This is a genomic window from Pseudomonas sp. NPDC089996 (assembly GCF_044748405.1).
Lineage (GTDB): Bacteria > Pseudomonadota > Gammaproteobacteria > Pseudomonadales > Pseudomonadaceae > Aquipseudomonas.
In genome coordinates this window covers 375,466-389,001 of record NZ_JBIVGA010000001.1, presented here as the reverse complement: position 1 = coordinate 389,001, position 13,536 = coordinate 375,466, and the positions used below count along the sequence as shown (strand labels likewise).

At 61.6% G+C, this 13,536-nt stretch carries 9 protein-coding genes; 2 read left to right on the top strand and 7 right to left on the bottom strand.

Features of this window, described 5'->3' with window-relative positions:
• The first annotated feature begins 22 nt into the window (after positions 1-22).
• The gene (locus ACIPW4_RS01860) at positions 23-5,515 is read left to right on the top strand and encodes a hypothetical protein (RefSeq protein WP_400654314.1); all 5,493 of its coding nucleotides are present in this window, start codon (positions 23-25) and stop codon (positions 5,513-5,515) included.
• A 45-nt stretch (positions 5,516-5,560) separates the two neighbouring features.
• Here ACIPW4_RS01860 and ACIPW4_RS01855 read toward each other — a convergent pair whose 3' ends face one another.
• From ACIPW4_RS01855 to ACIPW4_RS01825, 7 genes are all read right to left on the bottom strand, one after another.
• Positions 5,561-5,776 (bottom strand): molybdopterin-binding protein, encoded by a 216-nt coding sequence (locus ACIPW4_RS01855; RefSeq protein WP_008095172.1) that lies wholly within the window; start codon positions 5,774-5,776, stop codon positions 5,561-5,563.
• Positions 5,777-5,820: 44 nt separating this feature from the next.
• Positions 5,821-6,633 carry an aliphatic sulfonates ABC transporter ATP-binding protein gene (gene ssuB, locus ACIPW4_RS01850; RefSeq protein ID WP_400654312.1) on the bottom strand — a complete coding sequence of 271 codons (813 nt, stop codon included), beginning with the start codon at positions 6,631-6,633 and terminating at the stop codon, positions 5,821-5,823.
• Positions 6,630-7,427: an aliphatic sulfonate ABC transporter permease SsuC gene (gene ssuC / locus ACIPW4_RS01845; RefSeq protein ID WP_400654311.1), complete on the bottom strand. Its 798-nt coding sequence runs from the start codon at positions 7,425-7,427 to the stop codon at positions 6,630-6,632. The genes ssuB and ssuC overlap by 4 nt, the downstream gene beginning before the upstream one ends.
• A gap of 10 nt (positions 7,428-7,437) precedes the next feature.
• Positions 7,438-8,586, bottom strand: a complete 1,149-nt coding sequence (gene ssuD / locus ACIPW4_RS01840; RefSeq protein WP_400654309.1) for an FMNH2-dependent alkanesulfonate monooxygenase — start codon at positions 8,584-8,586, stop codon at positions 7,438-7,440.
• A 30-nt stretch (positions 8,587-8,616) separates the two neighbouring features.
• Entirely contained in the window at positions 8,617-9,582 is a 966-nt protein-coding gene (locus tag ACIPW4_RS01835) for a sulfonate ABC transporter substrate-binding protein (RefSeq protein ID WP_400654308.1), read from the bottom strand.
• A gap of 327 nt (positions 9,583-9,909) precedes the next feature.
• Positions 9,910-10,548 (bottom strand): peroxiredoxin, encoded by a 639-nt coding sequence (locus tag ACIPW4_RS01830; protein WP_400654306.1) that lies wholly within the window; start codon positions 10,546-10,548, stop codon positions 9,910-9,912.
• A gap of 162 nt (positions 10,549-10,710) precedes the next feature.
• On the bottom strand, positions 10,711-12,042 hold the full coding sequence (locus tag ACIPW4_RS01825; protein WP_400654304.1) for an OprD family porin: 1,332 nt from the start codon (positions 12,040-12,042) through the stop codon (positions 10,711-10,713).
• A 500-nt stretch (positions 12,043-12,542) separates the two neighbouring features.
• Here ACIPW4_RS01825 and tauA point away from each other — a divergent pair, with 500 nt between their 5' ends.
• Positions 12,543-13,514 carry a taurine ABC transporter substrate-binding protein gene (gene tauA / locus ACIPW4_RS01820; RefSeq protein WP_400654302.1) on the top strand — a complete coding sequence of 324 codons (972 nt, stop codon included), beginning with the start codon at positions 12,543-12,545 and terminating at the stop codon, positions 13,512-13,514.
• The last annotated feature ends 22 nt before the right edge of the window (positions 13,515-13,536 follow it).

Genomic DNA, 13,536 nt, shown 5'->3' with positions numbered 1-13,536 from the left:
ACCCTCATGGAAACTTTTGTTCATGCCCACCTCGACAATACCCCGTACCGCCACCCTGGAAACCCTCGACCTGGCCGGCCTTGTCAGCTACGACGGTCAGCTACCCGGCGTGGGTAACCTGCTCGTGGCCGCTCGGAAAACCTTGAGCCCTGCCGCCAGCCAGCTGCGAAGCCTGCTGGACCAGGCTCCAAGGTTGCAACAAACCTTGCGCGGCGCATTGCAGACATACCTGCAGGGCTCGCCTGACACGTGCGGCCTGCGCCATGCCGGTCGCCAAGTGACCATGCTGACCTTCGCTACCCGCCTGCTGGCTAGCCCGGTATTCGCCAATCCCTTTGCCAATTGGTCTACGTGGGGTTTCGACGAGCACACAGCGCAGTCCCAAATGACCGTTGCGCAGTGGGTCAGCTTTCTCAGCCCCATCGTGAACGCAGCGAAGCTGCGTGCCCCACTCGACTACTGGGAAGGGCGAATGCCGGGGACAGTGCTTTCAAGGAGCACTCACGCGCAGAACCTGCTTGGCCAGCATTTCACCAGCAGCCTCGATATCGCATACGGCCAGGGCATGCTGAGCATCGACAGCTGGCTGCAAGGCCGGCAACCCTCACCGCGCCATGCACGATTGGAATGGAGACAGGCAACGGGCGGCAACCTGATCAGCACCGCTGCCCTGTTGATCGCCCCTCCATCCGGGCAGGCACAGTGGTTGATCTACATTCCGGGCACGCAGAACAGTGTCCAGCAATTGGCCAACCAGGAGAGCCTGCGCGACTGGGTTTTCCAGAATCGATCCAGGTTCTGGTCGGACCCAAGCTCACCCCTGACACCTGGCACCCGCGATGACGTTCTTGTCACTGACGTCCAAGGCGATGGCTTTCGCGTGTTCATTGAACAGATCTCGCGCCAATATCTGGCCATCACCGACCACTACCTGACCGAAGCCAGCCTGCAGGGTGAGACCGACCCCTTCGACTGGACCGCTTTGCACGCCTGGGAAAACGAGCGCAGTGCGATGGTTGCGCAAGCTGTGGCCCCCGCTGTCGAAGCAGCCATCGATGAAGTGATCGCCAAAGACACTGCGCTGCCAGCAGAGGAGGTGCACTTTGCCTGCCTGGAACAACACTTGCCCACGGGTTGGCGTCAGCAGCTTGTCGAACACCAGGAAACACTTCTGGAGCAGTATCTGGAAGGTGCCGAGGCGCTCACTTCGGACAAGGTATCCCTGTTGCGTGAGGGCCAGTTGTCGCTGGACCAGCTGCAGAGCTCCCATGACAGCTACTTATTGGCGATACCCGAGCCGGCGATAGGCACCGACCTGCAAGCGCTCGTCAGCGAAGAAACCCGTGTAGAACATATTGCCGATGGGCTATGCCAGGCCCTTCTGAAAGAAGCCCGCCTGCAAAATACCTTGGGCGATCTGTCCGCCCCCCATCTGAGCTGGGTCGAAATGCTCGTCGACAGGCCTGAGCCCAGCCTGCAGCGTCCCGTACAGGTCAGCTCGCTGGCGCTGGCCATCGCGGACCAGAAGTGGCAGCTGCGGGGCTACATGATCATTCGCGCCGTTCCCATGGATGACGATGACACAGAGGAACTGTCGGTGCTGCTGTACAAGCCTGGCGTGCGAGGCGGGTTAATGGTCTTCGATAACGAGCCTGCCCTCGCCAGGCGTCTTCTGGCGACGCTTCACGGAGCATGGCCCGACGCCCTGCTTGAATCGGCTGAGCCGTCCGGTGCCATGCAAATCCTCGAGTCGCTTTCAGGCTCACCATCGGTGACGTTCACCCACACACCCATTTCAGAGCATTTCATGCGCCACTGCGTGCAATCCATCGTTGCCGCTTTACCGGCCGACTGCAATCGGGAGCACGTCCGGCAGCGGCTGTGCATAAGCGACAACCGCGCCAGGACCATGGCCCTGGCACGCTGGGCGGAAAAGAACCGCAGCAGTCACACCCAAGGGCAGTTGCAGTCGTTGCGCCACCTTGAAGCAAGCCAACTCACCGCACTGGCCAACCAGATAGTTACTCTTCAAGAAGCGCTGCACGCCTCGGCCGGGCTACTCAGCCTGAATCTGCCATCGCGCATGCACTTCGCGCAGGCAACGTTGCACGAGCATCTACGCCGCGAACTCGGCCGACAGACGATACCGCACATTTCCCTCGACATTGCCGACAGCGTCACCTTGGAGCGTGAAGTGACAGGCCAGACGGCGATCGGAGGAGCCGGATCACGGGAAGTGCCCGTATTCAGCAATACGCGCAGCATAGTGACATTGGAAGGCTTCATGCTTTGGGCGCTGGACGACGAGCGACGCCACCGCTTGAACAATGCCATCGTCAGGTTCGAACCGGCAGCAGACTCTGCCCTTCAAAGCAGGCTGACGCCTGCCTACCTGGCCAACCTGACTGAGCAGCTGGACATCGCCGGCAGCTACGAAACGCGCATCACCCAAACCTATCTGGGCGAGGCGCACGAGTCGCCGTGGCACGTGCAATGGCGCCGTGAAACCCTGCGCGCACCTTATGAAATTCGCCTGCGCCTGCTGATGCTGAGCAGACCGACCAGCCTTGAAGTGGACGGCCAGCAACTACTGGAAAAATTCTGTAGCGAACAGATCGATGATGTGTCCGCCAAAACGATCAAGTATCAGTCGGTGGCGCTCCAGCCAGGTACGGCGGTCGATGGCTCGAGCGACAGCGTAGGGCTGTCGGCCATTTATTTGATCCAGGGCTCTACCGGTCCCGTACTGCTGTATCTACCCGATACGCCCGATGGCAGCTTCATCAGCCAGCACACCAGCAGCGAAGCAGCCTGCCAGGCGCTGCAGGACATGGCACTGGACCGAAAGATGGCCCGCTATCTGGCAGAACGGTCTCAATCCGGAGACCCCGACCAGCACGAACGCTACATCAACACCGCATTACAGAAAAACTTCCAGGCCTTCATCGTGCCAGGTGTGACCTACGCAGAATCCTTGCCCACACATGAATACCGCCTGGAAATGGGCGCGCACATACGCAGCCACCGCGCCACCTCACGCAGCCAGGCTGACCTGACTCTCGCAGCGTCAGAAGTCGCCAATCGCCATGTGCTCCTGGGGCTGCGAATAGCACTGGGTATATTGCCTGGCGTTGGCACTGCCTTGGCGCTGTACGATGGCTGGTATGCCGCGAACGCCGCCGTCAGGGCATTTGAGCATGGCAACCTGGAAGAGGGCCTTCTGCACGTGGTCAGCCTGCTGCAGTCATTGACCGATGCCATGCTCACCCTCGCGCCGCTGGCAGCCACCGCCGGCAATCCTGCGGCTGCGGCACGCCTGCTGACTCAACAACGACAGCGTCTTGACCCGCTTCGACCGTTACCCGCCATCGGCAAGCCGCGCCCCAGCCCATTCGCCGGTTACGAGGCAGAGCTGCCAACAGGCCCCATGGTGCCCTCGGCCTTGCCGCAAGGGGCTGGTGTGTTCGAACACGCGGCAACCAGGCAGCACTTCATAACCAGGAACGGCGCTTGGTACGCAGTCGAGTGGGACCCCGCGTACCTCAGCTGGCGGCTCAAACCACAAGGGCTTCGCGCCTACCGTCAACCGGTGCGGTTGGATGAAAGCGGCACGTGGGACACCCCTGGCAGGCTGAGCGGGCTGCTGGTCGACAATGGCCTGCACGGCGGCGGTGGTGTACTCACCACGCTCTACAACCACGGCGTCGCCTATTGGCGTCAAGCCTTTCGTCGACAGCCCCCGCAGTTGACCGGCATTGACCTCGCCCATGACATAAACAACGAGCTGGTACGCAGCAGAGCGCGTTTAGCCACAAAGCAAGCGGACTACCGCACGGCAAAACAAGGCGTCGCCGAAGGCGCTCCTCCAAGCGAGTCGCAACGTGCGGCAATTGCCACGGCTCGCAGGCAACTGAGCGATGAACTCAGGCAGGATATCGAGTTCAACGCGCGCAGCATCAAACGGCTCAGTGAGCAGCGTGCAACGCTGACCAGGGCGGATTACCGCAGTTTCACGGTACTGTGCGAGGCAAACATCAGCGAGATGAGCGTGCTCGACATGCGCCTGGCAGCAGATCGCCTCAAGCTGGCCACGGTGCAAGTAGAGCGTGCGCTCGCCGCCTTCAGAGCCCTGCCCAGCGCTTCAGCGCCTACAGTATTGGTGAAACGCCTGACCCGGGACCTGTTGAAGGCGAACCAGGAAACAATCGAAACATTGCTGGTGATCGAGCGACTGGCCCTGCGTCATCAGGTCAGGCGCCGCCACCTGCAAGACGACGCGTTGACCGACTACTTGAAGTCGGTAGACCAGACTGGGCTTACACTGGATGTAGAGAATACGCGACTGGTACGGGCAGTGTTCCTTTCGAACACGTTGATGAGCGAAAGCGCCGTGGAGCATCCCCGGGTGGAAGCTTTCATCGAGCACTTCCACGAACAAGGTGTTGCATTTCGCAATACCCTCTACAGTCACATCAAATTACCCGGAGCCGGACTTTCCCCTGATAAGACGCGCGATTTCCTGACCAGCGTGCGGACCCGCTACGCCCGCTATCTGAGCCATGTCACAGCTTGGCAGGACAACTTCCAGGAATTGCTGTCGCCCAGTGAAACGCGTGCGTTCCGTCAGCTGATGCGCCAGCTCATGAATGACATCGACGCTCAGCTCATCAATCCCCCCACCAAGCCGCAAAGCCCGAACGCCGGGTCCGGGCGCGGCCCCAGCCGCCCGCGCTTGTTCGAAACCGTCGAGGGGCCGCTCATCGGCGAAGCCATCCTGGAGGAGGAGCCGCCGCGCATGCACATCAGTCAGCCCCACTCCCCCCGCACGCTTAGTGTCTATACCCAGGACGAAGCAGGGCAATGGCAGCTATCTGCACCCGAACGCGCGGCGCCCAGGCAGGCCCTGTCGGCCCTTGTGGACGCTGCCAATGCCCGATTGAACGACATCGCCCGGCAGCAAGCCAGATTACGCAGCTATCAGAGCGCCGATACAATCCCCCTGGACCTGGAAGACATCGCCCAGGGGCATGCCCAGCAGCTGCGCTTCATTGCCGAAAGCATCCGTCGCAAAGCAGGGGCCTCGATCACCCCCGAGCACGCCGCACGTTTGCAGGACCTGGAAACCGCCGCCGAACAGATGGATACCCTTGGCCGCCAGCTACGGATTGCCCAGACCAAAGACACCGGCAAGCCAACCGTCGGCTACCTGGAGTACCTGCTTGAGCAGCACGAAGTGGAAGTGGTCTGGTCACGCACGTTGAGGCCGAAACTGGGCAAAAATGGAAAGCCAATCGAGTACCTGGAAGAATATCGCATCGATGATCTAACTACCCGACAACCCCTGTGGTACGCCCATTTCCATTTCCGGCGCAAACCGGCTCAGGGTTTCACAAGGCTGGAGGCAGGCCACCTGAAATTGGCCAGTGAACGCGACCTGGGCGCGGGGGCTTGGCGTGGGAGCATGAGCGAAACCCAAGCCAGCCGACTGTTCGGCAGCCTGCGACCGGCCAACTGAGGGCGCATCATCCCCGGGGCGGCATGGCCGCCCAGGGGCGAGTGATTACAACTTGGCGATGGACACTTCCGTCGATTTCACGAAGGCAATCACTTCGCTGCCCACCTGCAATTCCAGCTCTTTCACAGAGCGGGTGGTAATCACCGAAGTAACGATGCCCGAGGCAGTCTGCACGTCGATTTCCGACAGCACCGGGCCTTCGAGGATTTCTTTGACGGTGCCTTTGAACTGGTTACGGACGTTGATGGCTTTGATGGTCATGGCTTGATTCCTTCTCTTTGGCTTCAGTCTGGTAAGTAAGTGGTTCAGTGCGCCCAACGCAATTGCGTGGGCAATGGGGCTACAGGATCCGGCTCGGGCGGGATGCCCGGTACCGAAAGAACACGGTTGAGCACTTCGCTTTCCAGCGCGGCCAGGCGGTGCGAACCACGCGCTCTGGGCCGAGCCAGGTCGACAGTGAGGTCCAGGCCGACTTCGCCGTCCTCGATCAGGATCACCCGATCAGCAACGGCCACCGCTTCGTTGACGTCGTGGGTGACCAGCAGGACGGTGAAGCCGTGCTGGCGCCACAGACGTTCGATCAGTTGCTGCATCTCGATGCGGGTCAGCGCATCCAGCGCGCCCAGCGGCTCATCCAGCAGCAGCAGGCGTGGTTGGTGGATCAGCGCGCGGGCCAGCGCCACACGCTGCTTCTGGCCGCCGGACAGGGCCGCCGGCCATTCATTGGCACGATCGGCCAGGCCGACCGCCTCCAGGGCATCCAGCGCACGTTGGCGCCAGTTGCCACGCAGGCCGAGGCCAACGTTGTCGATCACCTTCTTCCAGGGCAGCAGGCGCGCATCCTGGAACATCAGGCGAGTCTCCTCGCGGGCCGCGCTCAGCGGCGCGGCACCGCCCAGCAACTCGCCAGAGGTCGGCTGGTCCAGCCCGGCCAACAGGCGCAGCAAGGTGCTCTTGCCGCACCCGCTGCGCCCGACGATGGCGACGAACTGGCCTGCAGGAATATGCAGGTCGATACCTTTCAACACCTCCCGCTGACCGAAGGCCTTGCGCAGGCCGTTGGCGGCCAGCGGGATGCCACGCAGCAGGCGTGGCGGCTGTTCCTTGAGCACGGTCATGCGCCCTCCTTCTTCGCTACCTGGTAGGCCGGGTGCCAGCGCAGCCATATGCGTTCCAGGCCGCGGGCGGCGAGGTCGGCGAGCTTGCCGAGCACGGCGTACAGGACGATGGCCAGCACCACCACGTCGGTCTGCAGGAACTCACGGGCGTTCATGGCCAGGTAACCGATGCCGGCGTTGGCCGAAATGGTCTCGGCCACGATCAGCGTCAACCACATGAAACCCAGGGCGAAGCGCACCCCGACCAGGATCGACGGCAGGGCGCCGGGCAGGATCACCTGGCGGAACAGGCCGAAGCCGGACAGGCCATAGCTGCGGGCCATCTCCACCAGTGCCGGGTCGACATTGCGGATGCCGTGGTAGGTGTTCAGGTAGATCGGGAACAGCGTGCCCAGCGCGACCAGGAAGATCTTTGCCGACTCGTCGATACCGAACCACAGGATCACCAGCGGAATCAGCGCCAGGTGCGGCACGTTGCGAATCATCTGCACCGAGCTGTCGAGCAGGCGTTCACCCCAGTTCGACAGGCCGGTGATGAAGCCCAGCGCCAGGCCGATGCTGCCGCCGATCACGAAGCCCAGCCCGGCCCGCCAGCCGCTGATGGCCAGGTGGGTCCAGATCTCACCGCTGCGTACCAGCTCGACGCCGGCGCTGACCACCGCACTTGGCGCAGGGAGTATGCGGGTCGACAGCCAGCCAGCGCTGACCGCCAGTTGCCAGGCTGCAAGCAGCAGCACTGGCAGGGCCCACGGCGCCAGGCGCTGGCTCAGGGTGGTGGAGGTTGCACGATTCATGGCCCGGCCCTCAGCTCTGCGCGACGGACTTGGGCAGAATGTCGTTGGCGACCATTTCGCCGAACGGGCTCACGTAGCCGCCGCTTTTGGCCTGCTCCGGGCGTTGCACATCCAGATGCGGGAACAGCAATTCGGCGACGCGGTACGACTCTTCCAGGTGCGGGTAACCGGAGAAGATGAAGGTGTCGATGCCCAGCGCGGCGTACTCCTTGACCCGTGCCGCCACGGTCGGGCCGTCGCCGACCAGCGCGGTACCGGCACCGCCACGCACCAGGCCGACGCCGGCCCACAGGTTGGGGCTGACTTCCAGCTTGTCGCGGCTGCCGTTGTGCAGGGCAGCCATGCGTTGTTGGCCGACCGAGTCGAAGCGTGCCAGCGAGGCCTGGGCACGGGCGATGGTGTCGTCGTCCAGGTGGGAGATCAGCTTGTCGGCGGCGGCCCAGGCTTCTTCGTTGGTTTCGCGCACAATCACATGCAGGCGAATGCCAAAGCGCACTTCGCGGCCCTGGGCTGCAGCCTTCTCACGCACCTGGGCGATCTTCTCGGCAACCGCGCTCGGCGGTTCGCCCCAGGTCAGGTACAGCTCGACCTGCTCGGCGGCGAGGTCCTGGGCCGCCTCCGACGAGCCACCGAAGTACAGCGGCGGGCGCGGCTGCTGGATCGGCGGGTAGAGCAGCTTGGCGCCCTTCACCTGGATGTGCTTGCCGTCGTAGTCGACGTTTTCGCCTTCAAGCACCTTGCGCCAGATGCGGGTGAACTCGACCGAGGCTTCGTAGCGTTCCTGGTGGTTCAGGTGCAGGCCGTCACCGGCCAGCTCGTCCGGGTCGCCCCCGGTCACCAGGTTGAACAGTGCACGGCCGTTGGACAGGCGATCGAGGGTCGCCGCCTGGCGTGCGGCCACAGTCGGCGAAATGATGCCTGGGCGCAGCGCCACCAGGAACTTCAGGCGCTGGGTCACCGGAATCAGCGACGCCGCCACCAGCCAGGAGTCTTCGCAGGAGCGCCCGGTGGGGATCAGCACGCCGCCGAAACCAAGGCGGTCGGCAGCCTGGGCGATCTGTTGCAGGTAACCGTGATCGACCGCGCGGGCGCCGTCGGAAGTGCCCAGGTACTTGCCGTCACCGTGGGTCGGGAGGAACCAGAAAATGTTAAGGCTCATTGGAGTTGTCTCCTCAGGGTGGCTTGGCAATCAGGGCGCAGTGGCGACCTTGGCCGGGGGTGTCCAGATCACGTCCTTGATGCTCAGCGGGTTGGGTATCAGCTTGAGCGCCTGGAAGGTGTCGGCGATCTTCTGTTGAGCGGCCACCACTTCTGCAGTGAGCGGCTGGGCGCCGAAGCCTTGCCGCTTCACCGATGTCAGGGTGATATCGGCGGGCAGGCCGAGCAGTGGCGCGACCTGGTCGGTAACTTGCTGCGGGTTGGTCTGTGACCACTGGCCCACGGCGCGCACCTCGTCGATCAGGGTGCTGATCACCGCAGGGTGCTGAGTGGCATAGTTGCGGGTAGCCAGGTAGAACTGGTGGTTGTCGACCAGGTCCTTGCCATCACGCAGAGTACGGGCCTGCAGCTGTTGCTCGGCAGCGGCCTGGTACGGGTCCCAGATCACCCAGGCATCGACGCTGCCACGCTCGAAGGCGGCGCGGGCATCGGCCGGTGGCAGGTAGACGGGCTGGATGTCGCTGTACTTGAGGCCGGCGTCTTGCAGGGCGCGGACCAGCAGGTAGTGAACGTTGGAGCCTTTGTTGAGGGCGACTTTCTTGCCTTTGAGCTCTTTCACCGACTGGATCGGCGAACCCTTCGGCACGAGGATGGCTTCGCTGTGCGGCGCGGGCGGCTCGTAGGCCACGTAGAGCAGATCGGCACCAGCGGCCTGGGCGAACACCGGCGGCGTCTCACCGGTGACGCCGAAGTCGATCGATCCGACGTTCAGCCCTTCGAGCAGCTGTGGGCCGCCGGGGAACTCGGTCCACTGCACTTGCACACCTTGCTCGGCCAGGCGCTTCTCCAGCGTGCCCTTGGCCTTGAGCAACACCAGGGTGCCGTATTTCTGATAACCGATGCGCAGGCTCTCGGCCTGGGCTTGGGTGATGGCGCCGAAGGACACAGCCGCCGCAAACAGGGCGACCAGACCACGACGCAAGAAGACTGTGCGCATGGCGCTCTCCTGTGCGATTGGGGTACGGGTTGCACCTGCTTGCCTCGTTGACGGGCGAGTAAGGTGGTGAAGCTTGTGTGCTGTTGAGGTGACATTACCAGTCTGTGTATATATCTAGAAATCATATTTTTTCATTTGTTTATTCCATTTTTATCTTTTTATAAGAAGGCCCTTTCGCGGGCACGCCCGCTCCCACAGACTGCGCAGTACCTGTGGGAGCGGGCGTGCCCGCGAAGAAGCCAACACTTTCTCACAGGCATAAAAAAGGGCCGTCGAAACGGCCCGAATATCCCTGCTATGGCTAAGAGCAATGCAACGAGGAATTCATCAACGATTGGGTTGCGGGGTCAGCCGCAGATAAGGTTTCACCGCCCGATAACCTTTCGGGAAGCGCTGCTTGATTTCGTCTTCGTCCTTCAGCGAAGGCACGATCACCACCTCGTCGCCGTCCTGCCAGTTGCCTGGGGTGGCGACCTTGTGGTTGTCGGTAAGCTGCAGCGAGTCGATCACCCGCAGGATCTCATTGAAGTTGCGCCCGGTACTGGCGGGATAGGTGATGGTCAGGCGCACCTTCTTGTTCGGGTCGATGACGAACAGCGAGCGCACGGTGAGGGTGTCGCTGGCATTGGGGTGAATCAGGTCGTACAGGTCGGAGACCTTGCGGTCGGCGTCGGCGATGATCGGGAAATTGACCACGGTGTTCTGGGTCTCGTTGATGTCCTCGTTCCATTTGTGGTGCGAATCGACCGGGTCGACCGACAGGGCGATGGCCTTCACGCAGCGCTTGGCGAAGTCTTCCTTGAGCTTGGCGGTCAGGCCCAGTTCGGTGGTGCACACCGGGGTGAAGTCCGCCGGGTGGGAGAACAGCACACCCCAACTGTTGCCCAGCCATTCGTGGAAGCGGATCTTGCCTTCACTGGATTCCTGCTCGAAGTCGGGGGCGATGTCGCCGAGTTTGAGGCTCATGGGGTGCGGCTCCTGTGCTGTGTTCTGGCGTGTGGGTTCAATGTGCCTGCATTCGCTGAGAAACAAAAAGAATAAATAATGATTTATTTATAACTTTAAAGAGTACGAAATTTTGGCCACAAAAAAGCCTCGCACTAGGCGAGGCTCTGGATCAGCTACGGCTTACAGGAAGTTGTAAGTGTAGTTGAAGATCAGACGGGTCTGATCCTGGTCAGCCAGCGAGCTGGTGCCAGTACCACGGTAAACGCCATGACGCAGGCTGGCGCCCAGGCCCTTGAAGGTGCCTTCCTGGATCACGTAGTCGACGCGAGCGTCGCGCTCCCATTCGCTGAAGTGGCCGTCGCCGTTGGCGTTCTTGCCATCTTCACCTTTGAGGTAGGCGACCGAGGCCTTCAGGCCCGGTACGCCCAGACGCGCGAAGTCATACGAGTACTGACCGAAGGTGGTGTTTTCACCGGCCTTGGCAAACTGGTTGATCATGCTGTCGGTGAACAGGTAGAAGCTCGAACCACCGGCGCCTTCATTGCGGCCGTTGCCGTCAACTACGTTGCCCTGGTTCAGCCAGACGAAGCCACCGTCGTCGTTCACGCGCTGATGACCGAGCATCAGCGAGTGGCCACCCAGGGTGTAGGTGAACATTGCGGACCAGGTCTTGTTGTCGACCTCGCCGATATTCTTGGCATAGCCACCGTTGTTGCTGAAGTTGTAGCCGCCGCCGTCACCGTTCTTGCCGTCGCTGCTGCTGTCGAAGTAGCGCAGGTCAGTTTTGAACGATTGGTCGTCAGCAATCTTGAAGACGTGGGTAGCACCCAGGAAGTGCTGCTTGTAGAAGTCTTCCAGGTTCGAGTAGTAGTACTGCAGGGTCAGGTCTGGAGTGAGCTTGTAATCCAGGCCGCCGTAGCGGAACTTGTTGCTGTCCTGGGTAGCGCCCGCAATGGACAGACCAGTACGGTTGCTCGACGCACGACCCATGGCGTGGGTCAGTTGACCGGCGTTGATGGTCAGATTGTCGATCTCTTTCGACTGGATGGTACCGCCTTCGAAAGTCTGTGGCAGCAGACGACCATCGTTGGCTACCAGGATCGGCAGGTTAGGTGCCAGGGCGCTACCGAAGTGAACCTCGGTCTTGGAGAAGCGAGCCTTGGCGTTGGCGCCGAAGCGCGCCCACTGGCTTTCAGCCGAACCGTCGCTGTCGCTAGGGAAGAAGCTGCTGTTGTCCGGGTGCTTGCCGCGACCGCCATCCAGATGAATACCCCACAGGGCCTGGGCATCGACACCAAAGCCGACGGTACCTTCAGTGAAACCGGAGATGTAGTCGAGCTTGAAGCCCTGACCCGACTCACGGTTGTCGGAGCCGCCGTCACGGTTGTCGTTGTTGAAGTACATGGTGCGCGAGCTCAGCGCCAGTTTGCTGTCTTCGACGAAACCGGCAGCGCCTGCTGTTTGGGCGAAAACCCCCAGGGCCACGGCCACGGCCAGGCTGGACTTGTACATGTTTTGCTCCTCTACGTTCTAATTCTTGTCGATCTCTGGCGGCAGGATCTGTTGCCCTGCTCAACCGTGGATGGGCGATTAGCCCCAAAGCGTGACCATTAAGTCAATCGTTTCTAAACGTTTCTCGACTTTGGTCTAAGACGCCCCCTGCGCTACAGGATAATGACAATCCTATAAATCCAAAATGACCGTTTTGTGAATTTGTAAGATTTTTAAGGAATATCATACAAACCTTTACTACGAAAAGTTGTATCGACTTCGACAATCATACCTTTAGGTTATTTGCAAACGTTTGCCGACCAGCCACCTGTCATTCACTCTCGCGAAGGGAAAAAAGAGTAGCAGGGCATCCCTGAGGCGCCAGGGCCCTTTTCCGGCAATGGCCAGCGTTAAAGCGTTTGGCTCCTAAGCTAATGCTAAAAAGTTATTTATTTTCGATTTCTTAGATCATCTAGTCTTCTCGCCATCCAAGTCATCCTTTGCCTGACGAGAGGTTCACCATGATCCCGCATGCTCCGCTGCGCCTGTTCGCCGCCCTGACCCTCGCCAGCGCAAGCTGGTTGGCCCAGGCCGCCGACCTGACCGTCGCCTACCAGACCACAGTCGACCCGGCCAAGGTGGCCCAGGTCGATGGCAACTATGAAAAAGCCAGCAAGGCCAGCATCGACTGGCGCAAGTTCGACAACGGCGCAGACGTGATCACCGCCGTGGCCAGCGGCGACGTGCAGATCGGCTACCTGGGTTCCAGCCCGCTTGCGGCCGCAGCTACCCGCAAGCTGCCGGTCGAGACCTTCCTCATCGCCACCCAGATCGGTGCCGGCGAAGCCCTGGTCGCCCGCGACAGCATCAAGACCCCACAGGACCTGGTCGGCAAGAAAGTCGCCGTACCGTTCGTTTCCACCGGCCACTACAGCCTGCTGGCCGCGCTGAAAAGCTGGAATATCGACCCGTCCAAGGTGCAGATCCTCAACCTCGCGCCACCGGCGATCATCGCCGCCTGGAAACGCGGCGACATCGACGCCACCTACGTCTGGGACCCGGCCCTGGGCGTGGCCAAGGAAAACGGCAAGGTACTGATCACCTCCGGCGAGCTGGCCGAAAAAGGCGCACCGACCTTCGATGCCTGGATCGTGCGCAAGGACTTCGCCGCCAAGCACCCGGAAGTGGTCAAGGCGTTCGCCAAGGTCACCCTCGACGCCTATGCCGACTACCGCAAGGACCCTCAAGCCTGGCTGGCCAACCCGGACAACGTGGCCAAGCTGGCCAAGCTCTCCGGCGCCAAACCGGCTGATATTCCGGTGTTGCTGCAGGGCAACGTCTACCCGCTGGCCGCTGACCAGGCCAAGGAGCTGGGCGCGCCAACGACCCAGGCACTGACCGACACGGCCACCTTCCTCAAGCAGCAAGGCAAGGTCGAAGCGGTGCTGCCGGATTACTCGCCATACGTCAGCGCCCAGTACATCCCCAACTAAGACTGCAACCGCACGGAGCCTG

Bases quoted from the DNA above. Each gene is read 5' to 3' on its own strand.
- ACIPW4_RS01830 (WP_400654306.1), bottom strand. From the start codon at position 10,548: ATGAGCCTCAAACTCGGCGACATCGCCCCCGACTTCGAGCAGGAATCC.
- ssuC (WP_400654311.1), bottom strand. From the start codon at position 7,427: ATGAATCGTGCAACCTCCACCACCCTGAGCCAGCGCCTGGCGCCGTGG.
- ACIPW4_RS01825 (WP_400654304.1), bottom strand. From the start codon at position 12,042: ATGTACAAGTCCAGCCTGGCCGTGGCCGTGGCCCTGGGGGTTTTCGCC.
- ssuD (WP_400654309.1), bottom strand. From the start codon at position 8,586: ATGAGCCTTAACATTTTCTGGTTCCTCCCGACCCACGGTGACGGCAAG.
- tauA (WP_400654302.1), top strand. From the start codon at position 12,543: ATGATCCCGCATGCTCCGCTGCGCCTGTTCGCCGCCCTGACCCTCGCC.
- ACIPW4_RS01855 (WP_008095172.1), bottom strand. From the start codon at position 5,776: ATGACCATCAAAGCCATCAACGTCCGTAACCAGTTCAAAGGCACCGTC.
- ACIPW4_RS01860 (WP_400654314.1), top strand. From the start codon at position 23: ATGCCCACCTCGACAATACCCCGTACCGCCACCCTGGAAACCCTCGAC.
- ACIPW4_RS01835 (WP_400654308.1), bottom strand. From the start codon at position 9,582: ATGCGCACAGTCTTCTTGCGTCGTGGTCTGGTCGCCCTGTTTGCGGCG.
- ssuB (WP_400654312.1), bottom strand. From the start codon at position 6,633: ATGACCGTGCTCAAGGAACAGCCGCCACGCCTGCTGCGTGGCATCCCG.